At 34.7% G+C, this 20336-nt stretch carries 18 protein-coding genes; 9 read left to right on the top strand and 9 right to left on the bottom strand.

Going from position 1 to position 20336, the window contains the following annotated elements; genetic code table 11:
• Positions 1 to 33: 33 nt before the first annotated feature.
• From INT04_RS10620 to INT04_RS10605, 4 genes are all read right to left on the bottom strand, one after another.
• Positions 34 to 810, bottom strand: coding sequence for a dimethyl sulfoxide reductase anchor subunit family protein (locus tag INT04_RS10620; RefSeq protein ID WP_098942386.1), 777 nt, complete (start codon positions 808 to 810; stop codon positions 34 to 36).
• 3 nt (positions 811 to 813) lie between these two features.
• Positions 814 to 1431, bottom strand: coding sequence for a DMSO/selenate family reductase complex B subunit (locus INT04_RS10615; protein WP_023581764.1), 618 nt, complete (start codon positions 1429 to 1431; stop codon positions 814 to 816).
• A gap of 11 nt (positions 1432 to 1442) precedes the next feature.
• The gene (locus INT04_RS10610; RefSeq protein WP_193016113.1) at positions 1443 to 3878 is read right to left on the bottom strand and encodes a DMSO/selenate family reductase complex A subunit; all 2436 of its coding nucleotides are present in this window, start codon (positions 3876 to 3878) and stop codon (positions 1443 to 1445) included.
• Positions 3879 to 4236: 358 nt separating this feature from the next.
• Entirely contained in the window at positions 4237 to 5493 is a 1257-nt protein-coding gene (locus INT04_RS10605) for a mechanosensitive ion channel family protein (RefSeq protein ID WP_193016112.1), read from the bottom strand.
• Between the two features lie 600 nt (positions 5494 to 6093).
• Here INT04_RS10605 and INT04_RS10600 point away from each other — a divergent pair.
• Positions 6094 to 7716: a hypothetical protein gene (locus tag INT04_RS10600; RefSeq protein WP_193016111.1), complete on the top strand. Its 1623-nt coding sequence runs from the start codon at positions 6094 to 6096 to the stop codon at positions 7714 to 7716.
• Positions 7717 to 7791: 75 nt separating this feature from the next.
• On the opposite strand, the gene INT04_RS10595 is transcribed toward INT04_RS10600, so the two are convergent.
• Positions 7792 to 8370: an HdeD family acid-resistance protein gene (locus INT04_RS10595; protein ID WP_193016110.1), complete on the bottom strand. Its 579-nt coding sequence runs from the start codon at positions 8368 to 8370 to the stop codon at positions 7792 to 7794.
• A gap of 196 nt (positions 8371 to 8566) precedes the next feature.
• Here INT04_RS10595 and INT04_RS10590 point away from each other — a divergent pair, with 196 nt between their 5' ends.
• Positions 8567 to 9427 (top strand): D-amino-acid transaminase, encoded by an 861-nt coding sequence (locus INT04_RS10590; RefSeq protein ID WP_193016109.1) that lies wholly within the window; start codon positions 8567 to 8569, stop codon positions 9425 to 9427.
• A 90-nt stretch (positions 9428 to 9517) separates the two neighbouring features.
• Here the strand turns inward: INT04_RS10590 and INT04_RS10585 are convergent, their stop codons facing one another.
• Positions 9518 to 10078, bottom strand: coding sequence for a helix-turn-helix domain-containing protein (locus tag INT04_RS10585; RefSeq protein WP_193016108.1), 561 nt, complete (start codon positions 10076 to 10078; stop codon positions 9518 to 9520).
• An 85-nt stretch (positions 10079 to 10163) separates the two neighbouring features.
• On the opposite strand from INT04_RS10585, the gene INT04_RS10580 reads away from it, so the two are divergent.
• Positions 10164 to 10826 (top strand): AzlC family ABC transporter permease, encoded by a 663-nt coding sequence (locus INT04_RS10580; RefSeq protein ID WP_193016107.1) that lies wholly within the window; start codon positions 10164 to 10166, stop codon positions 10824 to 10826.
• Positions 10823 to 11152, top strand: coding sequence for an AzlD domain-containing protein (locus INT04_RS10575; protein WP_193016220.1), 330 nt, complete (start codon positions 10823 to 10825; stop codon positions 11150 to 11152). Before INT04_RS10580 ends, INT04_RS10575 begins: the two co-directional genes overlap by 4 nt.
• A gap of 77 nt (positions 11153 to 11229) precedes the next feature.
• Here the strand turns inward: INT04_RS10575 and INT04_RS10570 are convergent, their stop codons facing one another.
• From INT04_RS10570 to INT04_RS10560, 3 genes are all read right to left on the bottom strand, one after another.
• Positions 11230 to 12633 carry an ATP-binding protein gene (locus tag INT04_RS10570; protein ID WP_193016106.1) on the bottom strand — a complete coding sequence of 468 codons (1404 nt, stop codon included), beginning with the start codon at positions 12631 to 12633 and terminating at the stop codon, positions 11230 to 11232.
• Positions 12634 to 13299: a response regulator transcription factor gene (locus INT04_RS10565; RefSeq protein WP_193016105.1), complete on the bottom strand. Its 666-nt coding sequence runs from the start codon at positions 13297 to 13299 to the stop codon at positions 12634 to 12636.
• A 723-nt stretch (positions 13300 to 14022) separates the two neighbouring features.
• Entirely contained in the window at positions 14023 to 14754 is a 732-nt protein-coding gene (locus tag INT04_RS10560) for a hypothetical protein (RefSeq protein ID WP_193016104.1), read from the bottom strand.
• 161 nt (positions 14755 to 14915) lie between these two features.
• On the opposite strand from INT04_RS10560, the gene INT04_RS10555 reads away from it, so the two are divergent.
• From INT04_RS10555 to INT04_RS10535, 5 genes are all read left to right on the top strand, one after another.
• A complete protein-coding gene (locus INT04_RS10555; RefSeq protein WP_226894068.1) occupies positions 14916 to 15254 on the top strand; it encodes a DUF5713 family protein in 339 nt (112 codons plus the stop codon).
• Between the two features lie 290 nt (positions 15255 to 15544).
• Complete coding sequence (locus tag INT04_RS10550; RefSeq protein WP_193016102.1) at positions 15545 to 15823, top strand: DUF2798 domain-containing protein; 279 nt, start codon at positions 15545 to 15547, stop codon at positions 15821 to 15823.
• Between the two features lie 348 nt (positions 15824 to 16171).
• Complete coding sequence (locus INT04_RS10545) at positions 16172 to 17263, top strand: NADH:flavin oxidoreductase/NADH oxidase (protein WP_193016101.1); 1092 nt, start codon at positions 16172 to 16174, stop codon at positions 17261 to 17263.
• A 244-nt stretch (positions 17264 to 17507) separates the two neighbouring features.
• Complete coding sequence (locus tag INT04_RS10540; protein ID WP_193016100.1) at positions 17508 to 18137, top strand: CatB-related O-acetyltransferase; 630 nt, start codon at positions 17508 to 17510, stop codon at positions 18135 to 18137.
• A 407-nt stretch (positions 18138 to 18544) separates the two neighbouring features.
• Positions 18545 to 20332, top strand: a complete 1788-nt coding sequence (locus INT04_RS10535; protein WP_193016099.1) for a YadA-like family protein — start codon at positions 18545 to 18547, stop codon at positions 20330 to 20332.
• Positions 20333 to 20336: the final 4 nt, after the last annotated feature.

The raw sequence follows: 20336 nt of genomic DNA, 5'->3' as shown, positions 1-20336 counted from the left end.
TTTATGGCTGATTAATCGCCCATAACATCAAGATCACATGGTAATGTGCCATAAATTATAAAAGGCGATACGGCCTGATAATTCGGCAATAATGACCGCGGCTGCACACGTTGCTAGCGTCATTTTTGATGCTTGCGCTTTTACGGCAGTAAATCCTACGATAACCACACCTAATGCTAATACAGCTAACTGGAATCCCCAAAATAGAGATTGGTCAGCGCTAAGTTCTGGGCCTGTAAAGCCAAGGAAGCTAACATAACCAGAACGTGTAGCAAAAGTAATAATGGCACCGATAATGAAGGACAATGCACCTAAACGTCTTGCACCTGTTGCCATTGCTAATACACCGCCGCCAACTAACAACGTCATCCAGAATTGCAATGTGGTGTAATCTGTATTCCAGTTAGCAATTGTAGGAATATGATAAACTTGTGGAATTGACCAAACAAATGCTAGACCAAATACAACAGTAAATAGGTTACAAATTTCACGTAAACCCTTCCATTTTTTCATGATAGTGAGTGCAACAGTGGCAAAAGCAAAACCTGTAAATACACCACTTAAGAAGGCTTCGTTACTCATTGGAGAGCGACCAACGCCTAATAGCATATTGAAAAAACGTAGAGGTTGACCAACGTGTAATCCACCAATGCCTAAGCCAACTAATGTTAAGATCAGGGCTAAAATATTGGCATTACGCAGTTGGTTTTCATCAATTTGACCTAATTTTTTACTGATATAAGCAATCAGAAATAGGCCAGCTGCTGAAGAACCTAAAACAGTAAAAAAGACTAGAGGAAGTTCATGCATGGTTTATACCTCCGCCGCATTTTGAACTGAGCCGGTTTTATCACCAGAAGGTTTAGCTTCTTTGTGTGCTTTAATCACGATATTTGGATTGGTCAGGCTAGGATCCGGCATTGGTGCGATACCGCACTCTGTACCATGTTTTGCTCTAATTACTTCAATATCGTCAAAATCAAGTGCACGTTGAGGACAAGACTCAACACAAACCGGTTTCATGCCTTGGGCTACACGTTCGTAGCAACCATCACACTTAGACATGAGTTTTTTCTTCTCGTCGAATTGTGGCGCACCATATGGGCAACGCAATTCGCAATAACGGCAGCCAACACAAATATCTTGGTTAACAACCACTAAACCATCTTCTTCACGTTTATGCATTGCGCCAGTAGGGCAACCCGCAACACATGTTGGATTAGAGCAGTGGTTACAAGAAATAGACAAATAATAACTATAAATATTTTGTGTCCAGATCCCGTCTTGCTTAGCCCAGCTACCACCACCGTATTCATAAACACGGCGGAATTTTGGGCCTAAATCTAAATCTTTTTCATCCTTGCAACTGACTTGACAGGTTTTACAGCCAGTGCATTTAGTGGAGTCAAAATAAAAACCATATTGCTTCATGAGTTAACTCCTTATGCACGTTTCACTTCAACAAGGTTTGTATGTTGTGGATTTCCTTTAGCAAACGGCGATGGGTGCCAGCTTGTTAATGTATTAATACATCCACCTGTATCTACACCTGTTGTATCAAGTGAACGCCATGCACCTTGCGGTACTGCAATCACACCAGGTAATACACGATCAGTGACTTTGACAAGAATATTTAAGCGACCTCGGCCGTTATAAATTTCAGCAATATCGCCTGATTTTAATCCACGTTCAGCCGCATCAACGGGGTTTAACCAGAATTGATGAGGAATAGCTTCACGTAACATCGCAACGTTATAATAACTTGAGTGAACGTGACCTTTATCATGGAAACCGGTCATTTGCAGAGGGAATTTCTCTTTAAGTTTAACGTTTTCAACGCCTTCTTCATTCTTACAATATTCTGGTGTTGCAGGGATACGATCACCTTCAGGTAAAATCCAGCCATCAGTATCTTGCATTAATTTTTCAGAATAAATTTCAATCTTACCAGACGCTGTTTTTAATGGATTCGCGAGAGGATCTTGACGGAATGCTTCAAGTGCTACGTATTGATTACGATTAGGTAATTTACGATCGATAATCCCCATATCATTGGTTTCTGCAAATGTTGGCAGTGCTGGATTTTTCTCACGCATTTGGTTATAGCAATATTCAATCCACTCTTCGTAACTCCGTCCCTCTGTAAATTGCGCTTTAGTCCCCATTTTTTCTGCGATATCGGTTAAGACATCATAGCAAGGGCGGTTTTCCCAAAGAGGTTTAATCGCATTTTGTAAGCGGACAACATAGTGGTAAGCACCACTCGCATAAGAGTTATTGATAAGATCGTTTGTTTCAACCGTTGTGACATCTGGTAGCAAAATATCCGCATATTTTGCAGATGGCGTCATGTGGTTATCCCACACTAAAATAAACTCACATTTTGATTCGTCTTGCAGTAAATCATGAGTCTTATTCAGGTCAGCGTGCTGGTTACCAATCACGTTACTGGAATAACACCACATAAATTTAATGCCAGTATCCAGTTTATCTTTATTTCTGACACCCGCATTTTTGCTGGTCAATTCTTCGCCACGCGCAATCGCTTCAGACCACATAAAGGTTGGGATCAGCGTTTTTACTGGGTTAGGGAGTGCGAAGCTGGCAACAGGGTAAGCAACGTTACCGCCCCAACAACCAGTATTTGTACCAGGACGACCGATATGACCAGACATTAATGGTAACATCATAATAGAACGGCAGGCTTGCTCACCATTAGTGGTACGTTGAATACCCCAACCTTGAGAGATCCATGCAGCTCTTGCATTACCAATTTCACGTGCTAATTGAATAATACGTGCAACAGAAATACCGGTTAGTTTGCTTGCCCATTCAGGGGTTTTTGCAATACCATCAGGGCCATTACCTAAAATATAATCTTTATAAGAGCCATTTTCAGGTGCTGATGCTGGGAGTGTTTGTTTATCCCAACCGACGCAATATTCACGTAAGAAATCTTCATCGGTAATGCCTTCTTGGATCATCACATAGCCTAACGCTGCAACTAATGCGGCATCAGTGCCCGGATAAATAGGGATCCATTCAGCACCTAATGTTGTCACACTGTCAGTACGGCGAGGGTCGATGATGATGACTTTACTTTTGCTCTTATCTAACGCATTTAGCGTTTCATAGAACTGACCACCGCCCGACATCCGCGTTTCAGCAAGGTTATGACCAAACATGACGACTAAATCTGAGTTCTCAATTTCTGTTAACAGCGATTCCAACATGTCGCCATAAACATAAGGGACGATACCAGTTAATTGAGAGTATGAATAAGTACCGTAGTCACTTAAAAAACCACCCACAGTACTTAATAAGCGTTTACATGCAGTTCTACCGTGTAAGTTTGCACCTGTAGAGCCTGTACCGTATTGATAATAAATTGCTTCATTACCGTATTTTTCGATGGTATATTTTAATTTTTCGGCGATGATTGAGGTAGCTTCATCCCAAGAAATACGTTCAAATTTACCTTCACCACGTTTACCAACACGCTTCATTGGGTATTTTAAACGATCTGGATTATACGTTTTCCAACGTACAGAACGACCACGCAAACAAGGACGAATTTGGTGAAGACCAAATGTTGAATCGTCATACATAGTTTCATTAGAGATACGGCGAATAACGCCATCTTTCACATGGACTTTTAATGGACAACGGCTACCACAGTTCACTAAGCATGCACTGTATTTGATAGTTTCAGTGGTCTCATCAGGACGAATACCCTGGGGGGTAGGTAAAGCATTAGCAGCGAATGGTAATGAAACCGTTCCTGCAACCGCTGCAGCACCAGAAATCACTGCTGCAGACTGAATGAATCCACGCCGACTCATTTCAGTAATAGAAGTATTATTTTTAATTTTTGACATTGACATTACCCTAACATTTTTCACAACAAGTAAAGTTGTATATATATGTTAAGTTATAACCCTTCTACCTATAATGATTTATATCAATATAAAAAATGTTAATAAGGTTATCTAAAAAAATAACTATTAAACAAATGGTTACATTTTTTGATAAATACCACTTTAGTGGTAAACAAAATATCAAATAAATAGGAACTAACAATTAATCGATATATAAAAAATAACATAGCGATATCTGTTAATAGATTAAAAAAACAAGATTGTTAATATGATAACAAAATAAGAGATTAAAAATATTTGTTAATACAAAAAGAAAGAAGGAGAGGCGATCTCCTTCTTTTATTTAAATTAAAAGGGCTTATTGAGGATTATTTTCTATCGGAAATCTGAGTGCTCTGACATCATTTCCCGTTGGGGATTGATGCACTCTTAAACCAAACTGAGGCATAATAGCAAAGATATGATCAAAAATATCAGATTGAATCGCTTCATATTGTACCCAGACAGTAGTGTTCGTAAAGGCATAAATTTCAATAGGAAGTCCATCAGAGGTGGGTGCTAACTGCCTGACCATAATCGTCATTTGTTTATGAACATTAGGATGATTTTTTAAATAAGCTTCAACATAAGCACGAAATGTTCCAATATTAGTCATACCACGTTGGTTTAATGGAGTTTGGCATTCATTATCTAAGGTTGAATTAAAATCATTAATTTCGCTTTCCTTATTTTTAATATAAGGCGCTAACAAATGTGCTTTTTCTAAATCATCAAGTTGCTTTTTATCTAAAAAATGAATGCTATTGATATCAAGAGAAAGACTTCGCTTAATACGACGTCCTCCTGATTTTGTCATCGCTTGCCAATTTTTAAAGGAATCTGAAATCAGTGAGTAAGTTGGGATTGTAGTAACGGTATTATCCCAATTGCGTACTTTCACCGTCGTCAAACTAATATCAATAACAGCGCCATCAGCACCGTATTTAGGCATTTCTAACCAATCACCAAGGCTTATCATGTTGTTTGCAGATAGCTGAATACCAGCCACTAATCCCATAATGGGATCTTTAAACACCAACATAAGTACTGCAGTCATGGCGCCTAAGCCACTGAGTAAAATAAGGGGGGATTTACCAATAAGTAGGGAAATAATCATTATCCCAATTAAGACGGATGCCGCGAGTTTTAAACTTTGAAAAATACCTTTTAAAGGTAATCGACCAAAAGAGGCAGAATTTCTCATGATCTGCATACAGAGATCCATAATAGAGAAAAGCATTAATAGGCCGAAAATTAAACACCAAGCTTGCGCGCTGGTGGTTAGAATTTCTTGCGTTTTACCTGATCCCATCCATAAAAGTGCTTGAATATTGACAACAATACCTTGGATTAGAAAAGCAAAACGACTAAATAATTTATTAACCTCTAAGGAAACCTGCCACTTTTGGTCGTATTGGCTGATGGCTTTAGAGATCCGAGGTAAAACTAATTTGTGCAAAATGAAATGTAGAATAATTGCAACGAGGAAAATAATAACTAAAACAAGTAGAAGAGAAGCGATTTGAGCGTATTCTTCATTGAATTGACGTATCCATGTAAGCAGTTGCTGCTGCATAAAATATCCCCATAATTAATGTGTATTCAGTATTAAGAGTATAGAACAAAGACTTAGTTCAATAAGGTAAATTTTTTGTTACGAAAAATAGGTGAGGAGACGTGGCGATAAAGTGGGTGGGAATGATGAATAAAAGCCAGAAATAGTCTTGTTTGCGATGAAGGAGCTACTTCTGGCATTAGGCTTTATTTTGCTTTAATATCAAATAATTAAAGTAAACGAGTTGATGATAATTTTACAACAACTTGGTGCAAGTGAGTGATAAAAGAAGTCATTGATTTCATATTAAGTATCCTATTAATAAAATGTGATTCATGTCACAAATATTTTCTAAGACTGATTTTAATCACATTCTCATAACAGTCAATAGCTTTGTGTAAAAATATTTTAAACTTTAAATTATTTTTTAGATTAAAGGCATTTTTTGTACAAAAAATGGCATGATATATATTTTAAATGTCTTTTATTTTATTGTTTCTTCAGTGTTTTTTTAAATACTTCTGTCAATAATACTCAGTTGACTTTTTTCTATTGTGATTTTCACGCGTTTTTTTTGCTTTAAGCTAAATATGGAATCGTAAAAAGAAAGGAAATCACGCAATGACTATTGAAACAAAAGAAGAACGTTTACAAAAAATCTTACAAAGTGAAAAAGATACGCTGGCGCTGCAACCACCAGTTTATAACGTACAACCTCAAGCTGTTATCGATGATGATGTGGAAGTGGAGTTTCATCAGATGAAGTCATCACCCGATGAAGTTGATAACGAAGTTAAGATGAATCGGGTGATTAAATATGAAGTGATCATTACGGGTACCAACTTACGTTTAGCGGAATGGCGTACAAGCCCGAAAGGCATTTTAATTCTTCCCAATAATAAAGATGTGTACATTACTATTGTTGATAACAATAGAACGGAAATTTCTTTAACAGGCAATCGAAATGGCGTGGCGTCATTACAACTAATGTTAAAAGACGAAGATGATGAAAGCATTGTTTATTATGCAACTCCTATACAAATTCGTGTTACACCGCCAAAACCTAATCCTAATACTGATTGTGCTGCTACAAATTGTGAGCGATTTGATGATTTATTAACAATACGTTCAGAGTCTATGCAATGGCCAAGTAAATGGGACAGCGTGTCTAAAAATTTTGTGGTGCATCTACAAGATAAAGAGGGAGAAGATGCGTCAAATAAAGAAGTAAAATTAATTTACGATATTGATAATAGTACTCTCGCCGTAGAGCCTGAAATTTATAATGCAGATGGCGATAAGGTTAATATTGGAAAAACCAATAAATATGGAATTGCTAATTTTAAAGTGAAATTTAAAAATACAGAGCCAAAACAAATAGCCGTATTTCATGCAGAGTCTGAAAATAGTGAGGAACCGACTAAAACACTTAAATCAAGAGACTATTATGTTGAAATGACAACAGAAAAATTACCTTCTCCGAAGGTTCCAGCGACGTTAAATGGTATTTTAAGTTATCACAGTGAAAACTATTGTGTGAATGCTAACCTTATTTTAGGCCGAGATATTAGTGAAAGTACGCAGGTTGGTTTTTACTTTAATGATCAATTAAAAATGTTGCCTTGCACTGATAAGTCTGCTGTTTCGGTAAGACTAGAAAACCAAACGCTAACCAATGGTATTCATTATATTTCATTCTTTACTGTTGATATTTTTGACAATGTTTGTTTTTCTCGACGTGAGCGTATTATCGTTGATAACTCCTTAACAGGAGAGTGCAGTAAGCAAATTAAAAATATTGCGCCTAAGCCTTGTATTAGTGTCATTATTCCTCAAATTTGCGATCGTTATTTTAATTCTGTCAATATTAGATTAGTTCCTTCCTTGTGTTTACAAATTAAAAATCGTGTTGCAAGAATGAATATCCAAAAAATGGTTATCATCTTCAACGGCTATTCTAAAATGAATAACAGTGAAAGGACGTTAGTATATCGTTCTACACTTGAAGTTTATGCAGATGATCCTCGTTTAGGTGATTTCTTGCATGATACAACGCCAAATAGTGAACCTGTAAATATGGTCGAAATACTTGAACCTGCACTAGAAAGTATTCTTGCTGATGCCCTACCGAATATTGAAGTTGGGCAATTGGGTATTCAAGTTATGGTATTTGAAAAAACAGGAAACTGTTACCTTTGTGGCGAAAATATGTACACAGTATCATTGCGCCTACCTTGCGCTTAATGCTAACGTTATACCGTTTTTACTCAAGAGCCACGTTATGTGGCTCTTAGTTAAGATAAAACCATGTATAGCCTATTAGCGGGTCATTCTTTTTATTGCACTGGTTATCGATAAAATAGTAAGAGAGCTTAAAATAAGCTGTATACCAATCAGTGCCATAACAAGGGCTACCGATGTTTCAGGGCCAAAAGCCAGAAGAAAATAGGCGATAACTAAGTCTAAAAATCCCACCAAAATATTAAACCAGCCATAGAAGTTATCTTTGATTTGTTTGAAGCCGATATTCAGACGCAATATTCCTGCAAAAATAAAAAGAAAGCCAATAAAAAAAGCAAGACTAAGCATTCCTTTCAGCGGATCAGTAATAAAAATATAGCCAAGAAGAAGATAAATAAAACCCGCTAATAATGTTATCAGCATCGACCAGCTTGAGGAAACTTGGGCATTAAAACCGCCAATAATACTGGATATTGCACAGGCAAAAAAAACAATACCCAGTAATACACTAATAACAACACCAGAAGAGAGCGGATTAATAATGCAGATAAAACCTGCAATAAAGCCCAATGTGGCGATAATATTCATTAAGGTACATTGTCTTTTAACCAGTTTCTCTGTTAGCTGAGATAAATTATTTTTATTAATATCTAACATAGTCACCTCTTTATCCTTACGCATGAGACATAAGTTAAATTATAGCAATTTTTGCTTATATAACATGACTTTTTTAAATAAAAAGATAATTAAAAAAGGGAAGAGAATGCGGATAAATCACCTTTGAAATATAAAGTTGAAGGAGTAAGGTGGTCAATTAAGGTACAATGTGAGTAAAATTGATAACGGAGGTAAAATGCCTGATATTGTGTATTTAGATGGTCAGTTTGTCCCTAAAGAGCAGGCTAAAATATCTGTTTTTGATCGCGGCTTTTTATTTGCAGATGCAGTTTATGAAGTGACTGCGGTTATTGATGGTCGATTAATCGACTTTAATGGACATTTTCAACGTTTACAGCGTTCCTGTCGAGAACTTGGTTTATCGCTTCCGATGACTCAAGAACAATTAACGAATATTCATTGTCAGCTTATTGAACAAAATCATCTTCATGAAGGACTTATTTATTTACAAATAACTCGAGGGACTGATTCTTCTCGTTTTTTTGATTTTCCGTCTTCATCTGTGCCCTCTACTGTTGTTGCCTTTGTCCAACACTCAACGGTTGTAAATCACCCTAACGCTAAAAAAGGCATTTCTGTTATTAGTGTTGAAGACATTCGCTGGCAACGGTGTGACATAAAAACAGTTGCATTATTAGCAGCTTGTTTAGCCAAACATCATGCGCATCAACAAGGTGCTGATGATGCTATTTTAATAAAAGATGGCTATATCACGGAAGGGAGTTCAAGTAATTTTTTTATTATCAATCACGATAATGAAATTATTACTCGCCCATTAAGTCAGGATATTTTACCTGGCATTACGCGACAAGCGATTATTCAATTAGCGCAAGAAAATGGCCTTAGAATAATAGAACGATTATTGACACTTGATGAAGCTAAAAAAGCCAAAGAGGCTTTTATCAGTTCAGCCACGACGTTAATTTGGCCTGTTATTTCAATAGATAATGAACTTGTTAATCAAGGTGAAGTAGGTGAATTATCTCAGCGTTTACGCGAGATTTATCTCGATAAGGTGACTCAACAAAATGAATAATTTATTACAGTATTACTTATAAAATTATCGCACTGTTTACGGGGCTTAGAGGCATATATAACAGTGCGGTAATTTGTCTGTTAAATTAGATTAATTGTGATGCTCAATAATCATGACCGCAGTTGTATCGGGTTCTAATGCTCGTAATACGTGAGTAACATCACCGGGGTAACAAATATAATCGCCGGGTTGTAATTCTTGCTGGTTATCTAAAGTACCTACCATTGCACTACCACTAATAATAATAATGTGTTCGGTCACATTTTTACTATGGGGATCTGACACTCTGTCTTTCCCAGGTTGAGCAATTACAGTGTATATATCTCGTTTTGCACCAAGAGGACACGATGAAAGCAAAAAAGCATCGTAGTAGGATTTTTCCGCACTAATTTTAAATCCATCACCTTTACGGATCACTTTGACTTCAGACTGCGGCGCAGAAATAAGCTGAGAAAAAGAGATATTTAAAGCAACACAAATTGCCCATAGTGTTTCAATGCTTGGATTTCCTTGCCCAGCTTCTAATTGAGATAATGTTGATTTTGCAACACCTGCTCGTCTTGCTATTTCAGCAAGTGAAAGACCCGCTTTTTTTCTTTCTCTAGCAAGTGCTTGAGAAATAATTTCAATAGGTGCACAAGGCGATGACATCATAGCTTCCTTTAAAAATCATCTTGCAAAAAAACAGTTCGTTCAACATAATGAACGAATGGTTCTATAAAAAATACGATATTCTATGAAAATTAACTGTCGGCTCGATAATAACGTACTTAGAGATATTCTGCTTGTTTCATTAGCAGATGGCATTGTAGGTATCTCTTACGGTGCTTTAGCCCATACACAAGGCTTTGATTTCTGGGTACCAATAGTATTATCCATTTTTGTTTTAGCGGGTGCTTCTGAATTTCTTTTTATTGGTGTTGTCGCCATGGGAGGAAGTGCAATTTATGCTGCTCTTGCAGGATTAATGGTTAATGCACGACATATTCCGTTTAGCATGGCAGTGAAAGATTTACCCGGAAAGGGGCTTAAATCATTATTGGGTTTTCATATACTTAATGATGAAAGTGTTGTATTTGGTTTGTCTCAACGTACTGTTGAGCAAAATAAGTTAGCATTTTGGGCCTGTGGTTTGGCTATTTTATTTGTTTGGCCCTTAGGCACTATGCTGGGTATTTATTTAGGATCGTTTATTGTTGATATAAAGGTACTTGGGTTAGATGCAATGTTCCCAGCTATTATTTTAGCTTTAAGTTTACCTGCACTAAAAAATAAATTAACACGTAATGCCGCAATGATAGGTAGTGTTATTGCGTTAATAACAACGCTATTTCTTCCGGTTGGTATTCCCGTTTTATTATCGTTATTAGGCGTATTATTTGTGATTAGGAGAATATAATGGTAACCACGTCGCTTATTACCGGAATTATTATTCTCGCTGTTGGCACTTATGCGATGCGTCTTTCTGGAATATTGTTAAACAGTAAAACAGGTGTTTCACAGAGGAGTAAAGAAATACTTTCATTATCAGCGATTGTTATTTTATTTTCAGTCGCGATGACTTCTACCTTTTTTGATGGTAACCAACTTTCTGATATATCAAAAGTTATTGGTGTTGGCGTTGCCGGCATACTGACTTGGCAAAAAAAACCTTTTATTATGATCGTACTGAGTGCAGCCATTGTAACGGCTGGCCTTCGTTGGTTAATAAATTTCTGGGGATAAATCTGTATAGAGTTTATCGCCAAATTAAAAGGAGGCTTTAATACCTCCTTTTAATCAGTTATTTTATAATCTATTTATTAATCACTGTCTGATAGTTTAGTTTCTAAAGGCAGAGAAATAATAAATCCAATTCCTTTATTATTAATTCCATCAGTAACAATTAATGAGGCTTGGATCTTGTTTGCTAAATTCTGGGCAATAGATAAACCTAAGCCACTGCCCGTTTCATTTGAGCCAGGAACGCGGTAAAACCGTGAAAAGAGCACGCTGATATGTTCTTTCGCAACGCCAGGGCCATTATCACGAACAATAACATTAATAACTTTAGGTTGTTGTTTTTCAATGGTAATTTCTACTTGGCTACCTTTCGGGCAATATTTAATGGCATTATCAAGCAGATTATTGAATATAGAGAGCAGGGCTTGTTTATCCGTTTTAATTGTTAAAAAAGGGCCTTCATTAAGAGATAATTCAATATTTTTAGTGATAGCATAAGGGACACGTTGTGCTATCGCGTTACCAATCACATTATAGATATCAAGTGTTTCTATTTTTAATGGAAAATCATCACATTCTAATCGTGCTAAATCAATTAATTGATGAGAAAGTGCTGCCGCTCTATCAAGAGATTGTTTCATATCATCAATAATCTCTTCACGTTCTTGCAGGTTATCCACCAATGAAAGCAGATGTAATTGAGCAATAACGGCAGCTATAGGCGTTCGTAATTCATGGGCGGCATCAGCCATAAATTGTTTTTCACGAATATTAGCGGCATCAATTCTTGACATTAATTGGTTTAATTCTTTAAAGATAGGACGTATTTCTTTAAATTGTTGACTGACATTAATTGGCGTTAAATTACGAGGTTTGCGATTAGAAATAAGTTCTGCAGCTTGTCTTAATGGGCGTAAACTAAAATAGGCTGTAATTAAAATAGCCAGAATAACCGTAGCAAGAATAAATAAGAAAGGAATAAATGTGCCTTCAACAGGGTTACCAATAACATGGCCTCTATCTTCAACAGATTCACCAATAAATACTTTTATTTTGTGTTTTTCTCCCCAACTGAAGGAGAGTATCCATTTTTCGCCCGCAACAGAGACTTTTTCTGATGCTAACGAAAGCACCCTTGTGGGTATTGGTAATTCTGGCCTATTAGTGTAAATAAGCGTGTTATGTTCATCTAAAGCGATAAACCAAGGTAAGTATTGTAATTCATCGTCTTCACCATTAAGCATAGCGTCGATATACATACCTTGTAAATTATGTGCAATTTCTTTGAGGACTTCAGGTTGGTCAGCAACAATTTCTAAGGTATTAGCAAAGCCTTCAGCAATAATCTCTTGTTGTTTATTATAAATTTTTTCGAATTCGGCAAGGTAATCAAATTGTATCCACGCTAACCAAACTCCCCAAAGTATGACAATAGAGATAGTTTGAAGGAAAATAGTGTAAATAAAAAAAGAGCGGATCTTCATTTAGTTAACTTCTTTTTTCAATAAATATCCTACACCCCGAACGGTAATAATTCGCTCTTTGCCTATTTTTCTACGCAAATTATGCATATGAACTTCAAGTGAATTACTTTCAATTTTATCATCTAAACCAAATAAACGTTGTTCTAGCTCTGATTTTCGTACCACATTATCAGTATTACGCATTAACTCGTATAGCAGTTGATATTCTTTACCTGATAATAAAAGAAGTTCATCGTTTAAAGTGACTTGATGATTTGATGGATTGAGCTGTAAATCACCAATAGACCATATTTGTGAAGAAAATCCTGCCATTCTGCGACTCACGGCTTTTACACGAGAAATAAGTTCCGGCATTGCGAACGGTTTTGGTAAAAAATCATCAGCACCAGAGTCTAGAGTTTGTACTAAATTATCCATTTGAGTACGAGCAGTTAAGATAATAATCGGGATTTTCTCACCACTTTTTCTGAGAGCAATTAGTTCATCCTGTCCATCACCATCAGGTAAGCCTAAATCTAGTAGCATTAAATCAAAAGGGCGTTGACTTAATTGAATACGAGCATCAGCAAGTAGCCTGACCCAACAGGGGTGAAAACCAGCAATTTCAAGTCCACGACAAAGCGCTTTACCGAGTTGTAAATCGTCTTCAACCAATAAAATATTCATAACAATACCTATCTAAATTCATCTTAAGAAAGTATAAGAGGCAAATAAAAATTGAGCAATATAATAAAATGTAAAGTAAGGTTTGATTAATGAACTCTTAATGTAAGATAAGATTTTATTTAATATTTCTTTTTACTAAAAAGAAATGATTTTTTAAAGAAAGTATTATTAAATGAAAATGATTAAAATAGTCATAATTAGAATTGTAAGTACACATTAGCTCTAACTTTACTTATACAAAGACATTTAATGTTAATTTTAAAAGAATATTTTTCGATAGTATTATTGCTATTAATCCATTGTAGGGGAAAGTGTTTTTACACGATTATGCTAAAGTAACTTAAATATCTTGTTTAACATACTTCTTATTTAAATATTATAAATGGTAATCATTAATTGTTAATAAAAAAGATAGTGCATTTAAAATAATATAAATATAGAATATTAATTCTATTCGATAATATATCTATTAAATTAATGTTTTATTCTTTCATTGAAATAAAAAAATTGTTTTAATCTAGCCTTGTTGTGCAACAGTTTATTAAATTTAAATTATTTACTCTATTCATCTATGCTCTTACAATATTATTTATATGTTTTAAAAGGAATTTAATTTTTATTAGAAGGAAATTATATGAAGTTAGATGGTGTTATTTAGTATAAATTAAATCATTCTGTGTCAGAAATGCTCCCAACCCTCTGGGAGCATTTCACATATTATTATCACTTGCAAAGTGAGTTATCCCACAACATTAAATTAAATGGTAAATTTAATGGTTTCACCAATTCATTCGCGGTAGTTTGAAGCTCGGCTTTTGCTTGAGCCAGTCGTTGTTTATCACTATCAGGAATAAAGCCATCTTTCGCAGGTAAATCATCTAATGTGTACTCTTCCACTAAAACGCCATTAGCCCAACGTTGAAATAGCCAATAACTTTTTGGCATTAAAGTATATTTTGTACCGTCAATAATTGTTGTTTTATCTTCCTGATAACGAACAGGAATAAGCTGATTTGCAACATTATCCCAAATCCAACCTTTGTATGTCCTATCCTCTAATCGATTAATTGACCAATGCATATCATCAGGCTGATAAAAATATAGCTCAGTTAATGCAACATAAGATGTGTTTTTTGTTGATAAAGAAGCTTGAATAAGGCCATTAGTAAAATAAGAAATATAAAGTGTTTTATTATCAGCATTCAGTTCAATACTGCAGGTATCCCAATGGGTTATTGTTAAACCTTCTTTAGCTGGTTTTTCTGGAATGGAGATCACCGCATCTGTTGCATCATCTTCTGCTGGTGGGTAGTAATGACCTGTAATATATTTACCATTTTTGCTATAAAATTGCCATGTCGCTAAAGGTGTGCTTTTAAAATACTTATTAATAACCAAAAAAGAGAGCAGTGCAATAGTCAAAAAAAGAAATGTAAATCGTGTTTTTTTAGCCATTTTAATTAATTGCCTATTTTTTATTTTATAGCCATAATTCTATAAATTCAGAGTAATAAAAGCGAGATATTTACTTAAGGATCGTAATATAATTTTCGTAATTAAGATAATAAATGCGCTTTAATGATCTTAAGGTAAATACTTAGATAAGGATGTTCGTCATGATTAAAAATAAAGTACTAGCAGCGCATTATTTTTTAAAAGAAATGGACAATGATAATTATTATCCAACACATCTTGTAAAAAAAGGGCAAGAGTTATTAAAGGCACTTTGTTTAAAAATTGAAGCCACTTCACCTAAAAACGTAGCGGAACTTTATATTCTAACTCAAGAAACAACGGATCAATTTAATGAATTAGCCGAAGAGTTTGATGAAGAAGATAGCGAAATCGAAACCGTAGCAAGAGAATGTATTGCGGAAAATTTTGGTATTATCGCGGATGAGTACGGCTTTGAACATGCTGATATAGAAGAATTAATTGCAACAAGAGATTGGTAAAAGATAATGAGAAAGCGATATAATGTTTTCTCATTTTTATTAATTTTAATTATCTTCTTACATAAATAAATTTTATATAAAGTAAAAAAGAGTATATTGAGTAAACCACACTCTAGATGATAATGAGAATAATTTAGTTGACAAAGAATAATTTATTAATAAACTAGCTCTCAGTTTGGTCAATAAGACTCGTAAGCGTTTACGTTAATCAACGCATATAACTTATTTTTAAGCCTGTTGTATTGGCAGTTATGTGCCGTTGTACAATCGTATTATTGGAGTCTTTATCTATGTCTTTTCAAGACAAAAATTATTTTTTAGGCATTCCTAAACTTCCTACCCGAGCAATGATTTTTCTTGTTCCTTTTTTCCTTTCTTTTATTATGTCGGGTATTGTTGCATTTATCAGTACCGTTAAATCGTTAGGAATGGGTATGTACGTTATTTCTCCTTGGCTAACGTCTTGGGGGATTTCTTGGATGATTGCTTTTCCTACTGTTTTATTTGTATTGCCTATTGCAAGACGTTTTTCACTTTTATTGGTTAAACCAGCCAAAACTAATGATTAACTAATCTAAAAGAGAGATCAGCAATTGATGCTGATCTTTTGTCGTTATTTCTTATTTTATTTCTATTCAAATTCTTACTTCTTATTACATAAAATAATAAGTATAACTTTATGATAAGTTGAAGGAACGAGGTGGCTTAATACACAGCTTTGACGTATTTTAGTTGATATAAGGTTTAAATAAATACAGCTAATTATCAATAAATATATCGTTTATCATCACTATGTGAAGTAGCCCATCGCCTTGGTGAGTAAGATCCTATAGCCTTAATGTGTATATTTAAATCGTTTATCGGTATGTAAAGATATTTTCTTTGCATAAATTCTTATTGATAGCAGGAGGCTTTATATGAGTTTGTTATTCTCCCCCAAAAAACTAGGCCCCCATCAGTTAGATAATCGCATTATTGTTGCACCTATGTGTCAATATTCAGCACAAGAGGGTTATCCAACAACATGGCATACAATACATTATGGACAGTTGGCGTTGTCCGGAGCTGCTTTAGTCATTGTTGAAGCAACCGCGATTGAGCCTCAAGGGCGTATTAGCTATAAAGATTTGGGGATTTGGTCTGATCAACACGGTTGTGAGTTAAAAAAGCTTGTTGATAATATTAAACAATATTCATCAGCCAAAGTTGGGATACAACTTGCACATGCTGGACGTAAAGCATCGACCGATTTACCTTGGAATGGCGGAGCATCATTAGCGCCAGATTCTCCTAATGGATGGCAAAAAGTTGCACCTTCAGAAATTCCTTTTGGCAAAAACCATCAGCCTCATGCCTTGACTATTGATGAAATTGAAGTCATTAAACAGGCATTTGTTGATGCAGCTAAAAGAGCCGAATTAGCGGGTTTTGATGTTATTGAAATTCATGGTGCTCATGGATATTTATTGCACGAATTCTTATCTCCATTATCAAATCATAGAACGGATCAGTATGGCGGAGATTTTAATAATCGTAGTCGGTTATTAGCGGATGTTTTTGTTGCCGTGAAAAATGCGGTTTCTGATAACGTTTGTGTTGGCGTCAGAATTTCAGCAACAGATTGGGTTGAAGGCGGTTGGGATCTTGAAAGTTCGATTGCTCTAACACAACACCTTGAAGAATTGGGCTGCCATTATATTCATGTTTCTTCTGGTGGGTTATCAGATAAACAAGAAATTAAACTAGGCCCTAATTATCAAGTGCCATTTGCTCAAGCGATTTATAATGAAACGCAACTGCCTGTTATTGCAGTGGGACTTATTACTGAGCCAGAACAAGCAGAAGCTATTTTATTAACAGAGCAAGCAGATTTTATCGCCTTAGGACGTAGTATTTTATATGATCCTCGCTGGCCTTGGCATGCGGCAGAAAAACTTAAGCAGACCATAAAAGTTGCACCGCAATATTTACGTTGTGCACCCCATGGCAGTAAAGATTTTTTTAAATAGTATTTTAAGCCACAGATTATCATTTAGATTATCCGTGGCTTTTTCTTTGATAATGCTTATGATGATACAGATAAACAGCAAACAGATGCTTATTGCAGCGTATAGAAGGTCATAAATAAGATGAAAAATAATCCTTTATTGCTTCAACCTAGAATTGCTTAAGACGGTGTGTTTTGAATGCGAACACATCATCGGAGAATTAAGCATTCTTTGATGACTCATTTAACTTATGGCGAGTCATATTATGAAAAATAAACATTGGTCAGGTGTAGAATATCTGCACGAAACAGTAAAAAATAAAAATATTATCATCAAAGGGCAACACAGTTATTACAGTGATTGCTGGGATGAAGGTTTTGAAGCGTCTGTTGTTCGTTATCTTTATGGTGACGAGATTAGTCTGCAATGGAAATCGTTGTGGGAAATTGATAAATTGTATATTGGTGATTATGTCTGTATTGGTGCGGAAGCTGTCATATTAATGGGGGGAAATCATACTCATCGTATGGATTGGTTTTCTCTTTATCCTTTTATGGACAAAATCGAAGAAGCCTATATTGGCAAAGGTGATACCCATATTCAGGATGGTGCATGGATAGGTATGCGAGCAATGATAATGCCAGGAGTTACTATTGGCGAAGGTGCTATTATTGCTGCAAATAGTGTCGTTTCTAAAGATGTTGAACCTTATAGCATCGTGGGTGGCACACCAGCAAAACACCTTAAATATCGATTTGAACCAAACATTATTGAGCAACTTCTTTCTTTAAAGATTTACCAATGGTCAGAAAAGAAATTTGAAGCGCTCAGACCTTATTTATGTCAATCATCAATTGATAAATTATTAATTGCTGAATCACAATTTATTGAGTAATTCTAAACCCCTAAGCGCAAATGTGTTTAGGGGTTTTTACTTAATTGTTATTGTAATATAAATTTATGATGTTATTAGCATATGGATAATAACATTATTTTTTATTTGATCATCATCTCAAATTTTAAAATATTTTAATTCACCATGAATTATAATTTACTTTTATTTTAAATTAAAATATTTAATTTTTTATTTTCTTTTTTTTCTTTAGTTGTTGATTTTATATTGAATATAAATGAAGGTAAAAAATGTTATTTATAATAAAGATAATTATATAAAGATGTAATTATATATATTCAATAGTGTTTTTATGGTTTATTAAATTATTTTATGAAATATAAAATGTGTAAAAAATAAAATACAGTTTACTCTATATATGAGTTTATTAAATTTAGGGTGATGTAGATATGATTAAAAATAAATATTTTAAGGTGAAACTATTAGTAATTATACTTTTTTCATCTCCTTTTACTTATGCCAATAATACAACATTGTTAGGCGGAAATAGCAAAGCAGATGGTAATGAATCTACGGCGGTTGGATATAATACGTGGGCACATTCAGATCAATCAACGGCTATTGGCGCTAATGCAGGCGCTGAAGGTGAAAATGCAACAGCGATTGGTCATAAAAGTACGGCAATTGGTGATAATGCATTATCATTGGGAAATGGAGCAATGGCGATTGGTGAAGGATCTCTTTCTATTGGTTCTCAAGCATATAGCGAAAATAAAGATTCAATTAGTATTGGAAAAGGAGCAATTAATAATGCAGAAAATGGGGTTATTTTAGGCAGTGGAAGTCGCCTTTCTGATAGCGCAGATAACTCAGTTATTATTGGGAGTAAATCATCAGGAACAGCCAGTAATGCAATTATATTAGGCGACAAAAGTAGTAATAATCGAAATAATACCTTATCGATTGGGAGTGATCAAAATCAGCGACAAATTATTAATGTTGCCGCAGGTACTGAAGAAACTGATGCAGTGAATGTTTCTCAATTAAAAGAAGAAAGAAATAATATTCTTAGAGAGACGGATAAACACATTAGTGATAATACCAAAACTATCTATAATAAAATTGAGCAAGAAAAAAACACACTAATTAAAGCAACAAATAATCAAATAAATGAAAATAATAAAATAATACAAGGTGATATCGCGAAAGCGAATGAAACAGTATTAAAACAAAGTGAATTAAAAGCAAAGGCGTTATCTGATAACGCAGAGAAGAATTCGAACCAATATACAGACAGTAAAATAAAAGAACATCAAACCAATACGACTAATTATATTAATGATGCGAAAAATGAATTCTATATTTATAGTGAAGGTCAATTTTCAGAAATGAAAGCGGGTGTTGAAGACTATACAAATACTAAAGTAGATGAAATGAAAAAAGGTGTTGAAAGTTATACGGATAATAAAGTTAATGACATAAAAGAGGGAATGGAAAAGTATACTAATAATAAAATTAATGAATCTGAAAATAATATTAAAGAATATACAAACAACAAGGTTGTTGAGGTTGAAAACAGTGGTAAAGAATATACTGATTTTAAAGTTAATGAGCATGATAAAAAAATAGTTGAATATGTTGGTAATGTTAGGGATGAAATTACAGCTTCAACCGAGGAGAGAGTCAATGTATCAGAAAAAAATGCCAATCATTATACAGATAGCGAAATTAGCAAAATAACATCTGGGGTCGAAGGGCTTATTGGAAGAAATAATGAAAAAATAGTAAAAGATCGTGAAAAATATATTACTCAGAAAGGAAATGAATATATCAATACGACCAATACAATTATTAATGAAAGAGATGAATCGTTGAAAGAGTATATTGAAAAATCAAAGCATGATTCGATATCTATTGCTAATGAATATACCAATAATAAGTTTAAGAATATCTTTATTGATAACGATATCGCGCTTAAAAATATGGATAATAAAATAGACAAAGCAGATAAGAGGGCAAGTGCGGGTATTGCCTCTGTTGCTGCTATGGCAAATATTCCTTATGTTACCAATCATACCTTTAGTTTAGGTGTGGGAGCTGGCAATTATCGTAATGCCAATGCATTTGCAACCGGCGCTCAATATCAAATTACAGAGAGTGCAATTATTCGCATTTCCGCTTCATGGAATACGGAAGATCGTGGTGTTGTAGGAGGAGGTGTCTCTTATGGGTGGTAATTAT

Origin of the sequence: Proteus sp. FME41 (assembly GCF_014897315.1) — a bacterium.
Classification (GTDB): domain Bacteria; phylum Pseudomonadota; class Gammaproteobacteria; order Enterobacterales; family Enterobacteriaceae; genus Proteus.
This window is presented reverse-complemented; position numbering and strand designations above follow the sequence as displayed.